We start from the raw sequence: 18,593 nt of genomic DNA on the forward strand, positions 1-18,593 counted from the left end.
CCCATGACCCGCCCCGCACGACAGCCGCTGTTCATCGACGGTGCCTACACCGAGGGCACGGGCACGGAGACCTACGAGGTCCGCAGCCCCGCCACCGGCGAGCCCGTCGGCTCCACCCCGGTCCCCACCGCCACCGATCTGGACGAGGCCGTACGCGCCGCGCGCCGCGCCCAGCGCGACTGGGCGGCCGTGAACGTCTGGGAGCGGGCCGCCGTCTGTCATCGCATGGCCGACGGGATCGACGCGCTCCGGGAGGAGCTGGCCCTGCTCCAGACCCAGGAGCAGGGGAAGCCGCTCGCCGAGTCGCTCGCGGACGTCACCGAGGCGGCGCAGCTCTTCCGGCTCCACGCCGAGGACGCCGTACGGCTCAACGGCGAGACCCTGCTCTCCCGCGACAGCTCGAAGCGGATGTTCACCTTCCATCGCCCGGTGGGCGTCTGGGGCGTCATCACACCCTGGAACTTCCCGCTGCTGATGTTCGCCGAGTTCGCCGCCCCCGGCCTCGCCACCGGCAACGCGCTCGTCGTCAAACCTCCCGCCCACACCCCGCTGACCGTTCTGCGCGCGATGGCCGTGGCGTCCGCCGCCGGACTCCCCGCCGGGCTGGTCAATGTGGTGCCGGGCGACGGGGTCCTCGGGGACGCCCTCGTACGCCACCGGGGCGTCGACGCCATCGGCTTCATCGGCTCCTCCGCGACCGGCGCGCGGATCCAGGCCGCCGCCGGGCTGAAGAGGTCCCTGATGGAGTGCTCGGGCAACGGCCCGCTGGTGGTCCTCGCCGACGCCGATGTCGGGGCCGCCGCGAAGGCGGCGGTCGACGGCGCGTACCCCTGCGCGGGCCAGGTCTGCTGTGCCACCGAGCGGGTCGTGGTCCACGCCGACGTCCACGACGCCTTCGTCGGCGCGGTGCTGCGCGAGTCGGAGCGGGTGGTGCTCGGCGACCCGCTGGACCCGGCGACCGTGCTCGGCCCCCTCAACAACGAGGCGGTGGCCCGGAAGATGGACCGCCATCTCGCCGACGCCCGCGAACGCGGCGCGCGGGTGCTCAGGGGCGGCGGGCGGCGCGCCGGGATGCCGACGCGGCTCTACTACGAGTTCACCGTGGTCGACGAAGTGCCCGAGGACAGCCTGCTGGCGAAGGAGGAGTCCTTCGGCCCCGTCGTACCGGTGATCACCGGCCGGGACGAGGACGATCTGCTGCGCATCGCCAACGACGACGCGCTGGGGCTCCAGGGCGCGGTCTTCACCCGGAGCATGAAGTCCGCGTTCCGGTTCGTCGAGGAGATGGCCGTGGGGCAGGTCATCGTGAACGACACCAACAACTGGTGGGACATCAATATGCCGTTCGGCGGGGCGGGCGGCCGGTCCACCGGCTGGGGGCGGATCGGCGGCAGATGGACCCTGATGGACATGACGGACACCCGTACGGGAGTGATCAGTCTTTAGCCGGGGTCGAGGAGGGGGCGGGCTCGGGCGGGTTCCGCAGGCCGAACCAGTAGGTGGCGCAGAAGCCGGCGACGTACCCGGTGAGCAGCCCGCCCGCGTACACCGCGACCGTGGTCCCCAGCCCGTGGCTGCCGCGCAGCAGCGGGAACAGGGCCCATCCCGAGGGACCGATCGCCGTCGAGCCGACCGTGTCGCCGATCATGTGGAAGAAGCCGATGAAGCCGCCGCCGAAGGCCCCGCCCACGCACGCCGTGATGAACGGGCGGCCCAGGGGCAGCGAGACGCCGTAGATCAGCGGCTCGCCGACGCCCAGCAGCCCCGCCGGGAGCGCGGAGCGGATGGTGGCGCGCAGCCCGGGGTGGTGGGGCAGCCGGGCGTAGACCGCCATCGCCGCGCCGACCTGCCCGGCGCCCGCCATCGCGAGGATGGGGAGCAGCACGGTGAAGCCCTGCTGCTCGATGAGGGTGGCGTGGATGGGGATCAGCGCCTGGTGCAGTCCGAGCATCACCAGCGGGAGGAAGAGCCCGCCGAGGACGAATCCGGCGATCGCGCCGCCGCCGGAGAGCAGCGCCCCGGCGGCTTCGCCGATGGCGGCGGAGACCGTCCCGGCCAGGAACATCAGCCCGAAGAGGGTGACCAGTCCGGCGATGAGGACGGTGAGGGTGGGGGTGAGCAGGACGTCCAGGGCGGCGGGCACGAAGCGGCGGCAGCCCTTCTCGACGTACACCGCGAGCATCGCCGCGCCGAGCGCGCCGAGGACTCCGCCCTGGCCGGGGGAGAGCTGCCGGCCGAACATCTCGATGTTCGCGACCCCGGGGTAGACGATGACGGCGGCGACCGCGCCGCCGAGGATGGGGGTGCCGCCGAACTCCTTCGCGGTGAGGTAGCCGACGAAGACCGCGATCAGGGCCATGAAGCCGCCCGCGAGGGCGGTGAGCGCGGGGGTGATGCCGGGCAGCCAGCCGAGGTTGATGAGCAGTCCGTTGAGTCCGGCGATGATGCCGCAGCCGATGAGGGCGGGGATCAGCGGGACGAAGACATTGGCGACGCGGCGCAGCAGGAGCTTCCCGGGGGTGGCGTTGCGGGTGCGCCGGGCGGCCTTGATGGCCGCGCCGCGTTCGGCGAGCGCGAGAGCCGTCACGGCCCCGGTGGCGGGCCCGGTGGCCGTCAGCAGTGCCTGGAATTCGGGGGCGACGCGGGCGACCCGGCCCGGGCCGAGGACGATCTGGTACGTGTCGTCCTCGACCACTCCGAGCACGGCGGGCAGGGCCCGCAGCTCCTCGTCCCGGACGAGGGAGCGGTCGCGCAGCTCCAGCCGGAGCCGGGTCATGCAGTGGGCGACGGAGGAGATGTTCGCCGCGCCGCCCACCAGCGGGAGGATCGCGGCGGCTGTGGCACGGTGCTCGGGTGAGGCCATGTGGGGGTGCCTTGCTGTGCGGTCATTCCTCGGCGGGAGCGGGAGCGGGAGCGGAGGTGGAGACGGAGGCGGCGGCGGCGTAGCGGAGCGCGGCGCGCAGATGGCCGCCGCTCTCGGTGAGCAGCCGGGCGGCGGTGGGGGCGTCGACCGGGCCGAGCAGGGTCAGGATGGCGTTCTTCACCTCGCCGCCGGTGGCGGTGAGGGCGGCCTCGATCTCCGCCTCGCTCGCGCCGGTGGCGAGCGAGACGATCCGGCGGGAGCGGGCGCGCAGCTTCTCGTTGGAGGCGCGGAGGTCGACCATCAGATTCCCGTAGGTCTTGCCGAGCCGGATCATGGTGATCGTCGAGATCATGTTGAGGACGAGCTTCTGCGCCGTGCCCGCCTTCAAGCGGGTGGAGGCGGTGAGGAGTTCGGGTCCGGTGACCACCTCGATCCCGTGGTCGGCGGCGGCGGCCAGCGGGCTGTTCGCGTTGCAGGAGAGCCCGACGGTGAGCGCCCCCAGGGCCCGCGCGCGGACGACCGCGCCGACGGCGTACGGGGTGCGCCCGGACGCGGAGATCCCGACCACCGTGTCGTCGGGGCCGATCCGCAGCGCGTCGAGGTCGGCGGCGGCCAGCTCCGGGCTGTCCTCCGCCCCCTCGGCGGCCTGGACGACGGCGCCGGGGCCGCCCGCGATCAGTCCGACGACCTCGCCGGGGCCGGTGTTGAAGGTCGGCGGGCACTCGCTGGCGTCGAGCACGCCGAGCCTGCCGGGGGTGCCCGCGCCCGCGTAGACCAGCCGTCCGCCGCGCGCCATCCGTTCGGCGGTGGCGTCGATCGCGGCGGCGATGAGGGGCAGTTGGGCGGCGACGGCGTCCGGTACGGTCCGGTCCTCGCCGTTCATGATCCGGGCGATGTCGAGGGTGGCGAGCCGGTCGATGCCGGCCAGTTCGGGCCGGAAGGCCTCGGTGGTGAGGGAGTCGAGCTGGGCGCGGAGTTCGCCGTACGCGGAGGAGGTCGAGGTCATGGGCGCGCTTTCCTTTGGCTCGGCGGCGGATGGCTCGGCAGCGGGAGGCTCGGCGACAGGTGTTCGGCGACAGGTGTTCGTCGGCGGGCGGCTCGTCAGCGGGCGGTGCGCGGTGCGCGGCGGTGGGCGAGCGCCTCGTAGGAGGCGGCGAGCGCGGGGGCGGCCGTCTCGTAGGTCCGCTGGGCCACGCCTATGAAGAGGCAGTCCACGACGAGGAGTTGGCTGGTACGGGAGGACATGGCGGCGGGCCGCAGCTCGCTCTCGCGGGCGGTGGAGGTGGTCAGCACATGGTCGGCGTAGCTGGAGACGGGCCCGTCCGGGCGGCCGGTGATGGCGACGGTCGTCGCGCCGCGCTCGAAGGCGGTGCGCAGGGGCTCGATGACATCGGCGGTGGATCCCGAGTGGGTGATGGCGATGGCGACGTCGCCGGGGCGCAGCGCCACGGCGTTGGTGACGGCGAGATGGGGGTCGGCGTGGGCGTGGGCGATGAGGCCGATGCGGAGGAGTTTCTGCGCCAGGTCCATGCCGACGAGCGAGGAGGCCCCGACTCCGTAGATGTCGATCCGGCGGGCGGTCGCGGCGGCGGCCACGGCGGCGGCGAGCTGGACCGTGTCGAGTCCGGCGGCGGTGTCGGCGAGGGTCTGCTGTTCGTCGTGGGCGAGTTTGGCGACGACGTCGGCGATGGGGTCGTCGACGGCGATGTCGGCGGTGACGCTGGGCGCGCGGCCGGACTGCTGGTGCGCGGCGAGTCCGGCGAGCGCGAGGCGCAGATCGCGGTAGCCGGGGTAGCCCAGCAGCCGCGCGGTGCGGACCACGGTGGCCTCGCTGGTGCCGGTCAGCTCGGCGAGCCCGGTGACGGTGAGGGCGGCGCAGCCCGCCGGGTCTTCGGCGACGGCTTCGGCGACCCGTTGCATGGAGCGCGTCATGGAGGGGGCGAGTGTGCGGACTTTGGAGGCGAGGGCGGCGGGAGCGGGAGGGGCTTCGGCGGGCAGTCCGGCGCTGAAAATTTCCTTCAGTGAGTCGGTCACATATGAAAGATATTTTCAATTTTCGGGTGGGGTCAACCCCTCCACGGCGTACGGCGGACCGGGTCCTCCGTACGAGGGACGCCCGCCGTACGAGGGACAATGGCCACATGGACGAAGCCGACCCGCATGAGCAGGCCCTGCACGCCGCCCGCGCCCTGATCCTCGCCGATCTGGCGGCCCGCGACGTCGCGGACCCGGAGGTGGTGTCGCTGGTCGAGGACTCGGTGACCCATCGCCGCTGGTGGGTGAAGGAGTGGCCGCAGGGCGCGGAGTACGTCGCCGGCCTGATCGCCCAGGATGTCCAGGACGCCCTTCTGGAGCGCCACGGCCGCTGGCCGCTCTGCCCGGTCTGCGACACGGGCGACCCGCACGCCCTGGAGATCGAACCCGAGCTGGGCCCGGATCCCCACTGGGTCTGCCACAAGGCGGGCGTGGTGGTGGCCCCGGTCGGCGGCCTCGGATGACCCCGGCCCCCGGCCCCCGCCGTACGGACGCCCCCCGGTGACCCTCTACATCGACCCGCCCACCTGGCCCGGCCACGGCCGGCTCTGGTCCCACCTGGTCAGCGACGAGTCCTACGAGGAGCTCCACCGCTTCGCCTCGTCCATCGGCTGCCCCCGCCGCGCCTTCGAGCGCGACCACTACGACGTCCCCTCCCACCGCTACCCGGCCGCCGTCGCGGCGGGAGCCCTGGAGGTCTCGCCCCGCGAGGTCGTCCGCCTCCTGGTCAAGGCCGGGCTGCGGCGGCCGAAGGGGCGGGCCTGGGGCTGAGTGCTTCGCGCACCCGGCTCAGGACCGCTTTTTGGAAGCCCCGCACATTCCGGTCGCGTCGACGGAGAAGACTCCCTTGTTCGGGGCCAGCTGATCCTTGAGTTCTTTCGACAGGGGCCCCGCGCTGATGACGGTGCTCCACTCCCCCGACTTCAGAAGCTCGACCGACGCGGCCTTCTCCTCCTCCGTGAGCACGCCGTCCTGCGGGTGCCTGCTGGACTCCCGGATGACGGCATGAGTCCAGCCGCGCTTCTTGAGCCGCTCGATGACGCGCTTCACATCGGCCTCTCCCGGGACCTCGGGAGTCAGGGCCGCGCCGTAAATCATGCAGTGGTCCCGGCCCCCGGTGTCGATGGTCTGATAGCCGTCCCCGATGCCCTCGGTCACGACGAGGATGTCCTCCCGCACCTGTGCGGCGGTCTTCTCCTTCTTCGCCGAGGGCGACGCCTTCGGCGAAGCGGTGCGCTCCGGGGCGGCGGCCTTCGTCTCCGACGAGCCGCCATCACCGCACCCCGCGAGCAGCAGGAGCGCTCCCACCACGGAACCCATCGCGACAAACCTTCTGGACCGTCTCATCCCCACCCCTTGGTTCTGCTCCGACCTGGCACAGAACGCCAGGTCGGAGGGGGAGTCTGCCATGCCCTACCGGACGGCCTCGGCGGAGGCGGTGTCCGGAGCCGGAGACGGGGCCGGGGCCGGGAGGGAGGTGGCGATGGTGCGGGAGCGGCCCTGGAGGCGGAGGGAGAGGGCGACGAGGGCGAGGGCGGTGACGGTCATGGCCGCGCCGGCCCAGGCGGTGGCGGGGAAGCCGAGGCCGGCGTCGATGACGGTGCCGCCGAGCCAGGGGCCTCCGGTGTTGCCCAGGTTGAAGGCGGCGGTGGTGGTCGCGCCCGCGAGGGTGGGGGCGGCGGCCGCGACGTTGAACATGCGGGCGTTCAGGGCCGGGGCGGTGTAGAAGGCGGAGACGCCCAGCAGGAAGGCGAGCGAGACGGTGATGACGGGGCTGGAGGCGAAGAGGGCCAGCGCCACGAGGAAGACGGTCGAGGCGGCGATTCCGCTCAGCAGCACCCCGAAGAGGTGGGCGTCCGCGATCCGGCCGCCCAGCCACGTACCGATCAGCGCACCGAGCCCGAAGAGGCCGAGCACGCCCGGTACCCAGCTCTCGGCGATCCCGGAGACGTCGGTCAGCAGCGGGGCGAAGTAGGAGAAGGCGCAGAACACACCGCCGCCCGCGAGGGACGTCAGCACGATGGAGAGCCAGACCTGGCGGTCTCCGTAGATCGACAGCTCGCGCTTGAGGCGCGGGCGCTCGGCCGGGAGCGGGATGCGTGGGATCAGCGTCACCACGCCGACCAGCGCGATCGTGGAGGCGATCGCCACCGCCCAGAACGCGGACCGCCACCCGAGGTGGTCGCCGAGGAAGGCTCCGGCGGGGACGCCCAGCACATTGGCGATCGAGAGTCCGCCGATCATCACCGCCAGCGCCTTGGCCCGTGAGTTCGCCGGGGCCATCGCGACGGCGACCGACGCGCCGACCGCCCAGAAGCCCGCGCAGGCGAGGGCGCTGATCACCCGGGAGACGAAGAGGATCTCGTACGTCGGCGCGAGCGCGCCCGCGACCTGGCCGAGGGCGAAGACCGTGATCAGGGCGATCAGTGTGGTCTTGCGGGGGAGTCTGAGGGTGGCCACGGCGAGCAGCGGGGCGCCGACGACCATGCCGATCGCGAAGGCGGATATGAGCAGACCGGCCTGCGGAATGGAGACGTCCATGTCTTCCGCGATCGGCGGCAGCAGACCGGAGAGCATGAATTCGCTCGTACCGAGGGCGAAGACGGAGAGGCCGAGAATGTATACGGCGAGGGGCATACGGGCGCGCGGCTGGGCGGAGTCGGGCATGACACGGGTAACGGTGCCGATCACACCTGACATTCCCGTCGGCCGCCCGTGATGTGTCACGTCTTTGTGTCGCGTGTGCCGCGCGGACGCGCCGTGCGGAGGTCAGTCGAGCCGGTCCAGCTCCGCCGCGATATTGCGGCGGGCCGCCGCCTCCCACTCCCGTACGCCGTGGGGTGTGCGGAACAGCCGGGGCAGCTCCAGGAGTTGGCGCAGCACCGCCGCCCGGCCCGCGCGGAAGGCGTCGTCGGGGACAAAGCCGTACTCCTCGCGCACGGCGGCCGTGTACGCCGCGTACCGCTCGGGCCCGGCCGCCAGGATCGCGAGATCCGCGTCGCACAGCACCGCGCCGTCGGCGTCCGCGTCCTCCGGGGCGTGGGTGACGGTGAGCCGGACCAGCCGGGCGACCTCGCGGGTGCTCGTGTCCCCGAGGCCCGCCTCGGGCAGCGCGCGCTCGGCGAGCCGGGCGGAGCGCTCCTCGTTCTCGGAGCGCTCGGGGAGGTAGACGGCGTCGTGGAACCAGGCGGCCAGCCGGACGAGATCCGGCCGGGCGGCGTGTGCGGCGAGGGTGTCGATGTGGTCCAGCACGGCGGTGAGGTGGGCGGTGGAGTGGTATCTGCGCTGCGGCTCGGCCCAGCGGGCGAGGAGATCCTCCGCGTAGGGCAGCGGATCGGGGCCGGAGTCGGGGCCGGGGCCGGGGCCGGGTACGGACTCCAGGGGGTCCGCCGCGCGGGCGGCCAGCAGGGCGCGCGACCAGCGGGCGCGAAGGTCGGAGGCGGAAGTGGAGGCGGGGTCGGAGGCGGGGCGAGGACCGGGGCTCATGCGCCGACTCTAGGCAGTGCCGCCGAAGCGACGCCGGGGTTATCCGGAACCCATCCCACCCACAGGTTCCGCTTGAGCCACCCGAGTGAATCCGACCCCACCCCCTGCCTCCGCCATTCGAGTAAAACCCGCAGCTCAGAGCCGTACAGCAAACCCCCGCCCCGTACCCGCCGCCACTAGAAGAGTCCCCTCCGTTTGCGCTTGGCTGAGCCGATGGAATCCGTACGCGGCCCGGAGCTTCCCGGCCTCCTTCTGCGGGCCGAGCGCGACGCCCTGATCCCGCTGCTCCGCTCCCGCCCCGACGAGGACTTCGCGATCCGCACCTGCTGCCCCGGCTGGACCGTGCGCCATGTGCTCGCCCACTGCGGGGCGGCCCTCACCCGAGTGGTGGAAGGCCGGCTGGGAGACGGGGTCTTCAGCCCCGAGTCCAACGACCGGGACATCGCCGAGCGCGCCGACTGGTCGAACGCCCGGATCGTGGACGAGCTGGAGCGCGGGATGACCGAGGCCGGCCCGGTCATCGCCGCCGCCGGACGACAGGGGCACGGCGGCCTCGACGGGATCGCGCTCGGTGAGTGGGTGCACGCGGGCGATGTGCGCGAGGCCCTCGGGGAGCCCGGCGCGTACGAGGCGGGCGAAGCCCTCGATCCGGCCCTGGAGCTCTTCGCGGCCCTCACCAGGGCCCGGGGCGCGGCCCCGCTGCTCGCCGCCGTCGACGGCCGCCCCGTCCCGCTCGCGCTGGGTCTGGACACGGACGGCGGCCCGGAACCCGCGCGGTACCGGGGCTCCGCCGGGACGCTGGTACGGCTGCTCGCGGCCCGCCCGCTGACCGGCACCCGGTACGAGCTGACCGGGGCCCGGGAGGCCGATCTCAACTTCTTCGGCTGAACCTGATCAGAGACTCCTCAAGCGGCCGAAATGTACTGAATGGGGTCACACTGGGACCAGGTGAAGTGTGTGCCGATGTGCCGATCCAGGGTTTGGAGGCGGACGCCATGGTCACAGTGATCATCGTCATCGGAGTTTTTCTGGTGCTCATCCTGACGGCGAGCATGTGGTGGGATTCGATCCGCCGCGAGAAGTACGTACCCCCCAAGCCCGAGGAGCAGCCGCTCAAGCCCGAGCGGCGGGAGCACATCGAGGAAGTGCGGGAGGCGGACGACGACACCTTCCCGCACGAGGGGGAGGACCGGCTTCTCCCGTACAACATGAAGACCCACAGCAGCCACAGCACGGGCAAGGGCCGCGAGGCGCGCCCCGACCACGGCCCGAACGTCGGCGGCGGGGCCTTCGGCAGCGGCGGCTACGGCTGAGCAGGGAGCACGGGGCAGCACGGAACGAAGGTCCGGGCGGTGTGAACCGCCCGGACCTTCGCCTTTGCCCCGTACCGCCCCAGTGTTAAGCGGCGGCCTTGAACCCCCGCAGCCGCAGGCTGTTGCCGACGACGAACACCGAGGAGAAGGCCATCGCCGCCCCCGCGATCATCGGGCTGAGCAGCCCCAGCGCGGCCAGCGGCAGCGCCGCGACGTTGTAGGCGAAGGCCCAGAAGAGGTTGACCCGGATGGTGCCCAGGGTGCGCCGGGCCAGCCGGATGGCGTCGGCCGCCGCCCGCAGGTCGCCCCGTACGAGGGTCAGGTCGCCGGCCTCGATGGCGGCGTCCGTGCCCGTGCCCATCGCCAGTCCCAGATCGGCCTGGGCGAGCGCGGCGGCGTCGTTGACCCCGTCGCCGACCATGGCCACGCTGCGGCCCTCGGCCTGGAGCCGCTTGACGACGTCGACCTTGTCCTCGGGCATGACCTCGGCGATCACCTCGTCGATGCCCACCTCGGCGGCGACCGACTCGGCCACGGCCTGGTTGTCGCCGGTCAGCAGGATCGGCGTGAGGCCCAGCGCCCGCAGCCGGGTGATCGCCTCGGCGCTGGTGTCCTTGACCGCGTCGGCGACCTCCAGCACCGCGCGGGCCTCGCCGTCCCAGGCCACCGCGATCGCGGTGCGCCCGGCGGCCTCGGCGTCCCGCTTCGCCTTGAGCAGCGCGTCCGGCAGCCGGATCTCCCACTCGGCGAGCAGCTTCTCGCGGCCCACCAGCACGGCGTGACCGTCCACGACACCCTGGACGCCGAGTCCGGGGACGTTGGCGAAGCCCTCGGGGGTCGCCAGGATGCTGCCGGTGCGCTCGGCGGCGCCCGCCGCGACCGCCTGGGCGATGGGGTGCTCGGAGGCGTTCTCCAGCGCTCCGGCCAGCCGCAGGGTCTCCATCTCGTCGGTGGAGTCGGCGGTGTGGACGGCGAGCAGGGTCATCTTGCCGGTGGTGACGGTTCCGGTCTTGTCGAGTACGACGGTGTCGACCTTGCGGGTGGTCTCCAGGACCTCGGGGCCCTTGATCAGGATGCCCAGCTGGGCTCCCCGGCCGGTGCCGACCATCAGCGCGGTCGGCGTGGCCAGGCCCAGGGCGCAGGGGCAGGCGATGATCAGTACGGCGACGGCGGCGGTGAAGGCGGCGGCCCAGCCCTCGCCCATGGCCAGCCAGACGCCGAGGGTGCCGAGGGCCAGCAGGATCACGATCGGGACGAAGACTCCCGAGATCTTGTCGGCGAGGCGCTGGGCCGCCGCCTTGCCGTTCTGGGCGTCCTCGACCAGCTTCGCCATCCGGGCGAGCTGGGTGTCCGAGCCGATGCGGGTGGCTTCGACGACGAGCCGGCCGCCCGCGTTGAGGGTGGCGCCGGTGACGCTGTCGCCGGGGGCGACCTCGACGGGGACGGACTCGCCGGTCAGCATGGAGGCGTCCACGGCGGACGATCCCTCGACCACGGTGCCGTCGGTGGCGATCTTCTCGCCGGGGCGGACCACGAACCGGTCGCCGACGCTCAGCTCGGCGGTCGGCACCCGGACCTCCACCCCGTCGCGCAGTACGGTGACCTCCTTCGCGCCCAGCTCCATCAGCGCCCGGAGCGCGGCCCCGGCCTTCCGCTTGGAGCGGGCCTCGAAGTACCGCCCGGCCAGGATGAAGGCGGTGACGCCCGCCGCGGCCTCCAGATAGATATTGGAAGCGCCGTCGGTACGGGAGATCGTCAGCTCGAAGGGGTGGGTCATGCCGGGCATTCCGGCGTGCCCGAGGAACAGCGCGTACAGCGACCACAGGAAGGCGGCGATGGTGCCCACCGAGACCAGGGTGTCCATGGTGGCCGCGCCGTGGCGCAGATTGGTCCACGCGGCGCGGTGGAAGGGCCAGCCCGCGTAGACGACGACGGGGGCGGCGAGGGTGAGCGACAGCCACTGCCAGTACTCGAACTGGAGCGGCGGGATCATCGCCATCGCGATCACGGGTACGGAGAGGGTCACCGCGGTGATCACGCGCTCGCGCAGCGTCCGAAGCGCCCGGTCCTCCTCCGGGGACTCCTCGGAGCCGGAACCGGAACCGGAATCGGAGCCGGAGCCGACCTGCTCGGGCGTCTTCGGCCTGGGCTCGGCGGCGCTGTATCCGGTCGCCTCGACGGTGCCGATCAGATCCTGTACGGAGACATCCTCGCCCCGGAAGACGACCTTGGCCTTCTCGGTGGCGTAGTTGACGGTGGCCTCGACCCCGTCCATCCGGTTGAGCTTCTTCTCGATCCGAGCCGCACAGGAGGCGCACGTCATGCCACCGATGGCGAGTTCGACCTCTTGATGGGTGGCTGTGTGCGCCACGGTTCCTCCCTGTCCCGCGCTTCATACCCCTAGGGGGTATGCCTTATGGGTTCATGTATACCCCCCCAAGGTACCTCGCGCAAGTCTTGAACCGGACGAGAGCCTCCCGGGGTGCTGGTGCGCTCGCAGAGCGTGCGCACTAGGCTGGCATTGGACTAGACCTATTTGATGCATTAGCCATCTCCCAGGAGGAATGGGGTTCCCATGAGCAACCGTGCGGTCCTGGAGGTGATCGCGCTCGACGCGGAGGACGCGATCGCGGCGCGGTCCGGAGGAGCGGACCGGCTGGAGCTGGTCGCGGACATGTCGAGAGACGGCCTGACGCCTTCGCGGGAGACCTTCGCGCGGATCCGCGCGGCGGTCGACATTCCGCTACGGGTGATGCTGCGGCTCACCGACGGCTTCTCGGCCGGCACTCCCGACGAAGTGGAAGCGCTCCTACGCGCCACCGCCGAGCTGCGCGAGGAGGGCGCGGACGAGTTCGTCCTCGGCTTCCTCGACGAGTCGGGCCGTGCGGATCTGGCCATCGTCGAGCGCCTGGTCGCCGCGATGGCGGGCAGCGCCTGGACCTTCCACCGGGCGATCGACCGCGCCGCCGACCGGGACGGGCTGCGCAAGCAGCTCGCGGACCTGCCGGGCCTGGACACCTACCTCACCGCCGGCTCGGCCGCCGGGGTGGACCACGGCATCCCCACGCTCCTCGCCGAGGTGGCCCGCGCCGGCGAGCCCGGCTACGAGCCCCTCGTCCTCGTCGGCGGCGGCCTGCGCCTCGAACACGTCCCCCAGCTCCGCGACGCGGGCGTCACCGGCTTCCACATCGGCGGCGCGGCGCGCCCCCGGGGCTGGGACGGGCCGGTGGACGCGGCGGCGGTCCGCGAGTGGCGCAAGATCATCGACGGATAGCCGTCGTTTTCGGACACGAGGAAGGGGGTCCGGGGCTGTGTGCCCCGGACCCCCTTCCTCCGTTCCGTCTCACGGCTGGTGGAAGACGACCTCCGGATTCCGCGGGCTCGGCCCGTCCAGCAGCGGCTGCGGAACCCTCTTGAGGTGCTGCGCGAAGAACGCCGACACATAGTCCCGGGTGATCTCCGCCGAGCGCTTGCCCGAGGGCACCCCGGGGTACTGGGGAGCGCCCTCGACCTGGTCCGCCAGATACGGGGCGTCCACGAAGGTGAAGTGATGGCTCCCCGTCGGGGTGATCCACCTCTTCCACCCGTCGAGCCGCCGCCAGTCCCGGTCCCAGCTCACATCCGGCGAGCCCGGCACACTCTCCGCCGCACCCAGCATCATGAACGGCCGCCCGCCGAGCCCGCCCTCGGGCACCGGCGTGAAGAACGTCCCGTCCATGTTGATCCCGGCCCGCACCCGCCGGTCGGTCGCCATGGTGTGCGCGGCGCTGTTCCCGCCGATGGAGTGCCCCGCCATCCCCACCTTCCGGGCGTCGATCATCCCCGAGTGCCGCCAGACCGCCTTCCGCCCGGTCAACTGATCCAGTACGAAGGACACATCCTTCGCCCGCCCCTCCGGCACGGCCGTGTGCGACACCTCCCCGGCCTCCGTGGTCCGGCACGCCGTGCAGGGCAGCACCCCCTTGTCCGGGAACTCCGTCGCCTCCGACTCATAGGCGTGGTCCACCGACGCCACCACATGCCCCTCGCTCGCCAGCTCCTCCGCCAGCAGCGTCAACGTCATCCGCGAAAGCCCGAACCCCGGCGACAGCACCACCAGCGGGAACTTCCCCCGCGCGGGCCGCACCCCCTCCCGCGCATGCGTACGGACCGCGCTCAGCCGCTCCTCATTCCCCACCGGTATCAGCTCCCCCGTACTGGTCCGCCCCAGCAGCTCCCGCGCCTCCGCCACCGTCATATACGGCCGCGCGGCGGGCTTCCCCGTACCCCGCCGCCCCGGATAGTGCACCGACACCATCAACTCCCGCGCCCCCGCCGCCGGCACCCAGTGATCCGTCCGGCTCACGTCCCTCAGCCGCAGCGTCTCCATCCCCACGGCATACGCCCCCGACGGCCTCGGCAGCTCCAGCCCCCCGGCCGCCGTCGTCCGGGGCGTGCCCGTGTCGGCCACCGCCGCCCCCATGAGCGGCAACGGCAGCGTCAGCGCGAGCAGCGCGGCGACCACGCCGCGACGAATTCTGATCATGCCCCCGACGCTAGGCCCGTCCGCCGTCCCGGTCATCGACGGCCGGGATGACCCCGCGTACCTCTTCAGGGCCACACTCTTTCCCTCCGGACTCCCCCCAGAGGGGGAGCTGTTGGCGGTCTACCGGTGGCCGGTCTCCTCCTCCAGCCGCACCACCGTGCACCCCTCCAGCCGGACCGCCGACTGGGTCGCCAGCAGCCAGGGCAGCCTGGGGTCTTCGAGCCCGATGACGGTCCGCGCTTCCGCGACCAGGGGGCGCACCGGCCCGGGGGTGTAGAGACGGCCGTGGAATCCGCACAGTACGGGGAGACGCACCCGTACCGCCGTGTACCCCTTGCCGGGCCCCAGCGCCGGACACTGCCGCACGGCCTCGCCCGCGCACTCCACGCACACCGGCGGATGCGCGGTGATCTGCCCCTCCGGCCAGCCCGGCTCCCGGGCGTCGACCGTCTCGTCCAGCAGCCACAGCACCCCCCGCCCGTCCATGGAGGCCGGCCCTCCGCAGCTCTGGCAGAGCAGCTTCCGCATCGCCCTCCGCTGCCTGTTCCCATGCACGGAGGAGAAGAGCGGGCGCCCCCGCTCGCCGGGCCTCGCGGGCAGCCGCCCACGGTTCAGGAGTACGCCGTACTCACCCCGGTCGGCGGGAAGTTCATTCGCGTACCCGATCCCGCCCGACGGCGGCATCCCCTGCACCACCCGCGTCTCCACCAGTGACTCCACCGGGGTCTCGCCACTCCACGCGACCACCCACGGAACCGTCAGGTGATTGCTCCTCTCACCCACGGAACATCCCCCACCTCACCGGTACATGCGCGATGAACGCCCGCCGCGACGCCAGCCGCTCCAGCACCTGCTCGTACTCCAGCGCGCTAGTGCTCACCGCCGACTGCCCCACCGTCACCACCCCCTGCACAAACCCACCTGCGATCAGCGCCTCCACCCGCCGCCACTCCGGCCTCTCCAGCGGCTCGGTCATCCCGCACCCGTCCCAGAGCATTTCGGAGCGCACCTGCCACCCCCGGTGAAGCGCGTAACTCCTGGCCCGGGCGAAGGTGTCCGAGGGCACACGGTCATTGCTGATCGTCAGCGCGTAGACCACGACCGGAAACCCTTTCGGCGGCTCGATGAGCGCCTTCAGCAACTGCTCCCGGAGCGCGAAGAAACGCTCTTCCGGGGCGGCGTCCGACGGGGGCTGAGGGAAGAGAGGCATGGTGGAGCCCTCCGGTATGGGGTTGGGGGCGCGCGGGTTGGGGGCGTGAGCCCCCTGGTCCTGCGAACTCGGTCCCGTCGCGCTGGTTCTCAACTACCGTGACGCCTAGGCGTATTGCATCGCAAGCGAAACGCCTCTGAATAACCAGCGTGCCGCCAAAGTGGATTATGCGCGACCATGCGTGCACCGCTGGGGACACTGCGCAGGGGTACGGGGGGCTGCACAGGGTGATACTGAACATGCGCAGGGGCACTGGGAGGGTGCACAGGTGGGAGCAAAACGCGGGGCGTCAGGACGCCGTCTGGAGCTCGGTATTCAGCTGAGGCAGCTGCGAGAGAACTGCCCTGCCATAGAGCCGCACGGAGCCAGAGGGCTGACGCGCAAGGAGGCGATCCGAGGTCTGAAGGATCTCTCGGAGGCGTCCCTGGCCCGGATCGAGCACGGTGAACTCAACTTCCGTCGGAACGTGGGAAACCTTCGGACCCTACTCAAACGCTATGGGGTTACCGACGAAGACCTGATCCAGCAGTTCATTGAGTTGAACCGGGAAGGTCCGAACGAGGAGTGGCTGACGCAGTACCGCAACGTCATGCCATCGGGGATGCCGCACTATGTGGGCCTGGAGGCCGAGGCGCTTGCCATCGCGGTGTACCACCCCACCGTCGTGCATGGCTTGCTCCAGACCGAGTCCTATGCGAAGGCGGTCTACGAGATGGACCGTCCTGTTGAAGACACGACAGCCGAGTTCGTGACCCGCAATGTTGAACTGCGGATGGATCGCAAGCACAGGGTTCTGACACGCGAGGAGCCTGTACGCCTTCGGTTCATCCTGGGGGAGGCAGCCTTGCGTACTCCTGTTGGGGACGCCGAGGTGATGCGCGGGCAGTACGAGGAGATCATCAGGATCGCTCGGCTGGACAACGTTTCGATACAGGTTCTTCCTTTCCGGCGTGGATACCGGGCCATCAACGACTTTGCGGTACTGAACCTTGGCGGCCTCCCTTCCCGGGTCCAGACCGACAACGCTTGGGGTGCGATCTCTACATCTGACAAGCCCCGAGAGGTAGACCGGTTCGAACGCCGGTTCAACGCGATGGTGGGTGTGGCCCTTGGGGTCGAGGAGACCATCGAATTTCTGACGGAACTAGCCAGAAGGTAGTAGAGCCATCAACACGCACTCCCCAGCCATTGAGCTGGCCCCCGAAAGAGCCTGGTTCAAGTCGTCCTACAGCGGCGGCACCGGTAACAGCTGCATCGAGGTCGCGGCCCTGGTCGGCCATGTCGGTGTCCGTGACTCCAAGGTTCAGTCCGGCCCGGCCCTGCTCATCCCCTCGGCCGCCTGGTCCTCCTTCGTGGCCTTCGCCTCGGCCTGATCCGTACAGCGCGACGCGGAGCGCCCCTGCTCGTGGGGGTGCTCCGCGGTTCGTGTGTGCTGGTTCTGGTCAGTCAGGGTTCCTGACGACGGATGCGGTCTGCATGCCGTTGTGCTCGAAGGAGTGCGGGTTGAGTTCGATGCTCTCGATGAGGACGCCGGGGATGTGCTCGATGCGGGCGAGGGCCTGCTTCATCGCGTCCATGAGGTTGTTCGCCTCGAAGTAGCAGATGAACGTGGTCTCCACCCCGAGAATCTCTTCTCTGCCGACGAAGCCGTCCGCGAAGCTGTCGTGGGTGTCCATGACATCGTTCTGCTCCACAGTGAGCGGTGCCTGTGGGTGCATGAGGAAGTGCCAGCTAGGCACAGCGCTGGTGATGTCTGACGAACTCATCGATCCTCCTTGCTTCTGTTCCTGTGCTCTGGGGAGTGCAACTCACAATCAAGTTCTTTGTGCAGCGGCAGCAGATGACATATCCCCAGCGATGACTCTTCTTGTCGTGCGTCACCTTAAAGCCTTGCGCCTCAGCTCTCTTGAGTGCGGCTTCAACATCTTTCTTCTGATGCCGGTCCCCGATTCCCATGGTCATATGAGTACGCACTCCGCTTGGCTCGGGCGGGGAACAGCCAGTTGGATCACCCGAACGGGACACTGTTCGTATGGGTGTGCCCAGTTGTGGGAACGGATGGTGCATGACCCTCAGTGGAGTGCTTCAGGAAGTACCCGAGAGCGCTTGGTTCAAGTCGTCCTACAGCGGCGACACCGGCAACAACTGCGTTGAGGTCGCGGCCCTGGCCGGCCGGGTCGGTGTCCGTGACTCCAAGGTCCGGTCGGGCCCGGCCCTGGTCGTCCCCTCGGCTGCCTGGTCGTCCTTCGTGGCCTTCGCCTCGGCCTGATCCGTACAGTGCGACGCGGAGCGCCCCTGCTCATGGGGTGCTCCGCAGTTCGTGTCTGCGGGCGTGGTCAATACATCTGGGCCGAGCGGTGGTCGACCCATACTTTCGCCGCCGTTTCCATGGCACGAAGCCATGTCTGCTCCGGGTACCGCTGCGCCCAGTGGCGGAACATCCGGAGGTTGGCTCTGGCGAACGCGTCGATACCTCGGGGGTCTGATCTCGACCAGCCGGGGCACGGGGACACCAGATTCTCCGCCGACGCCGGAGTGTGACCGGCGGCGATGAGTTGAAGGATCAGCAACGAGGGGTCGATGAAGCCGGCTCCGCGCGTTGGCCAGGCCCAGTCGACCGCCCAGCTGTGGCCTGTGCCGACGAGGAAGTTGCCAGGTGCCACATCTCCGTGGATGAGGCTGTCGCCTCGGAACAACTGAGCTTCCGCCTCGTCGGCCGCGAAGGCGTCCCACCGTGTTTCGTGCCAGTCCTCAACCAAGGAGGGCAAGGCGATTTCCCCGATTCGGCCAAGCAGATCCAGCACAGCCGCAAGGTCCGGAGAGTCCGGCTCGAAGCGGCTCGGTCGGCCCTCCACCTGTTCGAAGCCGAGCGCCATCCACCGGTCGTTCTCTGTGTGCCAGCACAGGCGGGGTGAGACCGACTGAACAAACTTGTTGATCCGACGCTCTCGGATGAGCGAATCCCGACGCCCTCTTTCCTGTTCCGGACACCTTTGGCAAAGAAGCGGCCGAGATCACCATCCATCAGTACCAGGACGTCAGACATGAATCCGCGTTCGGTGGGCTTCAGCTCCTTCACAGGACCGGTGAAGGGCTCTACCAGTGCCAGGAAGCGGAGTCAGGGAGGCGTTCGGTCATTCGTCAACTTCCCTTGCCTCGCCG

General features: G+C 70.8%; 21 protein-coding genes. 9 read left to right on the forward strand and 12 right to left on the reverse strand.

Going from position 1 to position 18,593, the window contains the following annotated elements:
* Positions 1-3: 3 nt before the first annotated feature.
* A complete protein-coding gene (locus IE247_RS21855) occupies positions 4-1,446 on the forward strand; it encodes an aldehyde dehydrogenase family protein (protein ID WP_190124917.1) in 1,443 nt (480 codons plus the stop codon).
* Here the strand turns inward: IE247_RS21855 and IE247_RS21860 are convergent.
* The 3 genes from IE247_RS21860 to IE247_RS21870 form a co-directional block, all read right to left on the reverse strand.
* On the reverse strand, positions 1,436-2,863 hold the full coding sequence (locus IE247_RS21860) for a PTS transporter subunit EIIC (protein ID WP_190124918.1): 1,428 nt from the start codon (positions 2,861-2,863) through the stop codon (positions 1,436-1,438). The two genes, IE247_RS21855 and IE247_RS21860, sit on opposite strands and share 11 nt — an antisense overlap.
* A 22-nt stretch (positions 2,864-2,885) precedes the next feature.
* Positions 2,886-3,869, reverse strand: coding sequence for an N-acetylmuramic acid 6-phosphate etherase (murQ, locus tag IE247_RS21865; RefSeq protein ID WP_190124919.1), 984 nt, complete (start codon positions 3,867-3,869; stop codon positions 2,886-2,888).
* A 95-nt stretch (positions 3,870-3,964) separates the two neighbouring features.
* Positions 3,965-4,897 (reverse strand): MurR/RpiR family transcriptional regulator, encoded by a 933-nt coding sequence (locus IE247_RS21870; protein WP_190124920.1) that lies wholly within the window; start codon positions 4,895-4,897, stop codon positions 3,965-3,967.
* A 107-nt stretch (positions 4,898-5,004) separates the two neighbouring features.
* On the opposite strand from IE247_RS21870, the gene IE247_RS21875 reads away from it, so the two are divergent.
* Positions 5,005-5,361, forward strand: coding sequence for a DUF8819 family protein (locus IE247_RS21875; RefSeq protein WP_190124921.1), 357 nt, complete (start codon positions 5,005-5,007; stop codon positions 5,359-5,361).
* Between the two features lie 37 nt (positions 5,362-5,398).
* On the forward strand, positions 5,399-5,668 hold the full coding sequence (locus IE247_RS21880; RefSeq protein WP_190124922.1) for a DUF4031 domain-containing protein: 270 nt from the start codon (positions 5,399-5,401) through the stop codon (positions 5,666-5,668).
* Between the two features lie 18 nt (positions 5,669-5,686).
* Here IE247_RS21880 and IE247_RS21885 read toward each other — a convergent pair whose 3' ends face one another.
* The 3 genes from IE247_RS21885 to IE247_RS21895 form a co-directional block, all read right to left on the reverse strand.
* Positions 5,687-6,217 (reverse strand): hypothetical protein, encoded by a 531-nt coding sequence (locus tag IE247_RS21885; protein WP_190124923.1) that lies wholly within the window; start codon positions 6,215-6,217, stop codon positions 5,687-5,689.
* A 93-nt stretch (positions 6,218-6,310) separates the two neighbouring features.
* On the reverse strand, positions 6,311-7,534 hold the full coding sequence (locus tag IE247_RS21890; RefSeq protein WP_190125003.1) for a Cmx/CmrA family chloramphenicol efflux MFS transporter: 1,224 nt from the start codon (positions 7,532-7,534) through the stop codon (positions 6,311-6,313).
* Positions 7,535-7,666: 132 nt separating this feature from the next.
* Positions 7,667-8,383, reverse strand: a complete 717-nt coding sequence (locus IE247_RS21895) for an HD domain-containing protein (protein ID WP_190124924.1) — start codon at positions 8,381-8,383, stop codon at positions 7,667-7,669.
* A gap of 213 nt (positions 8,384-8,596) precedes the next feature.
* On the opposite strand from IE247_RS21895, the gene IE247_RS21900 reads away from it, so the two are divergent.
* The gene (locus IE247_RS21900; protein ID WP_190124925.1) at positions 8,597-9,271 is read left to right on the forward strand and encodes a maleylpyruvate isomerase family mycothiol-dependent enzyme; all 675 of its coding nucleotides are present in this window, start codon (positions 8,597-8,599) and stop codon (positions 9,269-9,271) included.
* Between the two features lie 107 nt (positions 9,272-9,378).
* Positions 9,379-9,696 carry a DUF6479 family protein gene (locus IE247_RS21905; protein WP_190124926.1) on the forward strand — a complete coding sequence of 106 codons (318 nt, stop codon included), beginning with the start codon at positions 9,379-9,381 and terminating at the stop codon, positions 9,694-9,696.
* An 85-nt stretch (positions 9,697-9,781) separates the two neighbouring features.
* Here the strand turns inward: IE247_RS21905 and IE247_RS21910 are convergent, their stop codons facing one another.
* Entirely contained in the window at positions 9,782-12,019 is a 2,238-nt protein-coding gene (locus IE247_RS21910) for a heavy metal translocating P-type ATPase (RefSeq protein WP_229869279.1), read from the reverse strand.
* Positions 12,020-12,271: 252 nt separating this feature from the next.
* Here IE247_RS21910 and IE247_RS21915 point away from each other — a divergent pair, with 252 nt between their 5' ends.
* Positions 12,272-12,970: a copper homeostasis protein CutC gene (locus IE247_RS21915; RefSeq protein WP_190124928.1), complete on the forward strand. Its 699-nt coding sequence runs from the start codon at positions 12,272-12,274 to the stop codon at positions 12,968-12,970.
* Between the two features lie 69 nt (positions 12,971-13,039).
* Here IE247_RS21915 and IE247_RS21920 read toward each other — a convergent pair whose 3' ends face one another.
* The 3 genes from IE247_RS21920 to IE247_RS21930 all read right to left on the reverse strand — a co-directional run bounded on the left by IE247_RS21920 (position 13,040) and on the right by IE247_RS21930 (position 15,431).
* A complete protein-coding gene (locus IE247_RS21920) occupies positions 13,040-14,221 on the reverse strand; it encodes an alpha/beta hydrolase family protein (RefSeq protein WP_190124929.1) in 1,182 nt (393 codons plus the stop codon).
* A gap of 120 nt (positions 14,222-14,341) precedes the next feature.
* Positions 14,342-14,968 carry a hypothetical protein gene (locus tag IE247_RS21925; RefSeq protein WP_229869262.1) on the reverse strand — a complete coding sequence of 209 codons (627 nt, stop codon included), beginning with the start codon at positions 14,966-14,968 and terminating at the stop codon, positions 14,342-14,344.
* Between the two features lie 28 nt (positions 14,969-14,996).
* Positions 14,997-15,431, reverse strand: coding sequence for a hypothetical protein (locus tag IE247_RS21930; RefSeq protein WP_190124931.1), 435 nt, complete (start codon positions 15,429-15,431; stop codon positions 14,997-14,999).
* Between the two features lie 268 nt (positions 15,432-15,699).
* On the opposite strand from IE247_RS21930, the gene IE247_RS21935 reads away from it, so the two are divergent.
* Positions 15,700-16,590, forward strand: a complete 891-nt coding sequence (locus IE247_RS21935) for a helix-turn-helix domain-containing protein (protein ID WP_190124932.1) — start codon at positions 15,700-15,702, stop codon at positions 16,588-16,590.
* A 34-nt stretch (positions 16,591-16,624) separates the two neighbouring features.
* The gene (locus IE247_RS21940; RefSeq protein WP_190125004.1) at positions 16,625-16,804 is read left to right on the forward strand and encodes a DUF397 domain-containing protein; all 180 of its coding nucleotides are present in this window, start codon (positions 16,625-16,627) and stop codon (positions 16,802-16,804) included.
* A 69-nt stretch (positions 16,805-16,873) separates the two neighbouring features.
* Here the strand turns inward: IE247_RS21940 and IE247_RS21945 are convergent, their stop codons facing one another.
* Positions 16,874-17,107, reverse strand: coding sequence for a hypothetical protein (locus tag IE247_RS21945; RefSeq protein WP_229869263.1), 234 nt, complete (start codon positions 17,105-17,107; stop codon positions 16,874-16,876).
* Positions 17,108-17,496: 389 nt separating this feature from the next.
* Here IE247_RS21945 and IE247_RS21950 point away from each other — a divergent pair, with 389 nt between their 5' ends.
* Positions 17,497-17,700: a DUF397 domain-containing protein gene (locus IE247_RS21950; protein ID WP_190124934.1), complete on the forward strand. Its 204-nt coding sequence runs from the start codon at positions 17,497-17,499 to the stop codon at positions 17,698-17,700.
* A 67-nt stretch (positions 17,701-17,767) separates the two neighbouring features.
* Here the strand turns inward: IE247_RS21950 and IE247_RS21955 are convergent, their stop codons facing one another.
* A complete protein-coding gene (locus IE247_RS21955) occupies positions 17,768-18,307 on the reverse strand; it encodes a protein kinase (RefSeq protein WP_229869264.1) in 540 nt (179 codons plus the stop codon).
* Positions 18,308-18,593: the final 286 nt, after the last annotated feature.

Source organism: Streptomyces inusitatus (assembly GCF_014651115.1).
Classification (GTDB): domain Bacteria; phylum Actinomycetota; class Actinomycetes; order Streptomycetales; family Streptomycetaceae; genus Streptomyces; species Streptomyces amakusaensis.

What these genes read in the sequence shown, in the direction of transcription:
- IE247_RS21930 (WP_190124931.1), bottom strand. Translation starts at nt 15,431, where the DNA reads ATGCCTCTCTTCCCTCAGCCCCCGTCGGACGCCGCCCCGGAAGAGCGT.
- IE247_RS21875 (WP_190124921.1), top strand. Translation starts at nt 5,005, where the DNA reads ATGGACGAAGCCGACCCGCATGAGCAGGCCCTGCACGCCGCCCGCGCC.
- IE247_RS21950 (WP_190124934.1), top strand. Translation starts at nt 17,497, where the DNA reads ATGACCCTCAGTGGAGTGCTTCAGGAAGTACCCGAGAGCGCTTGGTTC.
- IE247_RS21855 (WP_190124917.1), top strand. Translation starts at nt 4, where the DNA reads ATGACCCGCCCCGCACGACAGCCGCTGTTCATCGACGGTGCCTACACC.
- IE247_RS21945 (WP_229869263.1), bottom strand. Translation starts at nt 17,107, where the DNA reads ATGGACACCCACGACAGCTTCGCGGACGGCTTCGTCGGCAGAGAAGAG.
- IE247_RS21955 (WP_229869264.1), bottom strand. Translation starts at nt 18,307, where the DNA reads ATGGCGCTCGGCTTCGAACAGGTGGAGGGCCGACCGAGCCGCTTCGAG.
- IE247_RS21895 (WP_190124924.1), bottom strand. Translation starts at nt 8,383, where the DNA reads ATGAGCCCCGGTCCTCGCCCCGCCTCCGACCCCGCCTCCACTTCCGCC.
- IE247_RS21915 (WP_190124928.1), top strand. Translation starts at nt 12,272, where the DNA reads ATGAGCAACCGTGCGGTCCTGGAGGTGATCGCGCTCGACGCGGAGGAC.
- IE247_RS21900 (WP_190124925.1), top strand. Translation starts at nt 8,597, where the DNA reads ATGGAATCCGTACGCGGCCCGGAGCTTCCCGGCCTCCTTCTGCGGGCC.
- murQ (WP_190124919.1), bottom strand. Translation starts at nt 3,869, where the DNA reads ATGACCTCGACCTCCTCCGCGTACGGCGAACTCCGCGCCCAGCTCGAC.
- IE247_RS21860 (WP_190124918.1), bottom strand. Translation starts at nt 2,863, where the DNA reads ATGGCCTCACCCGAGCACCGTGCCACAGCCGCCGCGATCCTCCCGCTG.
- IE247_RS21920 (WP_190124929.1), bottom strand. Translation starts at nt 14,221, where the DNA reads ATGATCAGAATTCGTCGCGGCGTGGTCGCCGCGCTGCTCGCGCTGACG.
- IE247_RS21905 (WP_190124926.1), top strand. Translation starts at nt 9,379, where the DNA reads ATGGTCACAGTGATCATCGTCATCGGAGTTTTTCTGGTGCTCATCCTG.
- IE247_RS21885 (WP_190124923.1), bottom strand. Translation starts at nt 6,217, where the DNA reads ATGGGTTCCGTGGTGGGAGCGCTCCTGCTGCTCGCGGGGTGCGGTGAT.
- IE247_RS21890 (WP_190125003.1), bottom strand. Translation starts at nt 7,534, where the DNA reads ATGCCCCTCGCCGTATACATTCTCGGCCTCTCCGTCTTCGCCCTCGGT.
- IE247_RS21910 (WP_229869279.1), bottom strand. Translation starts at nt 12,019, where the DNA reads ATGACGTGCGCCTCCTGTGCGGCTCGGATCGAGAAGAAGCTCAACCGG.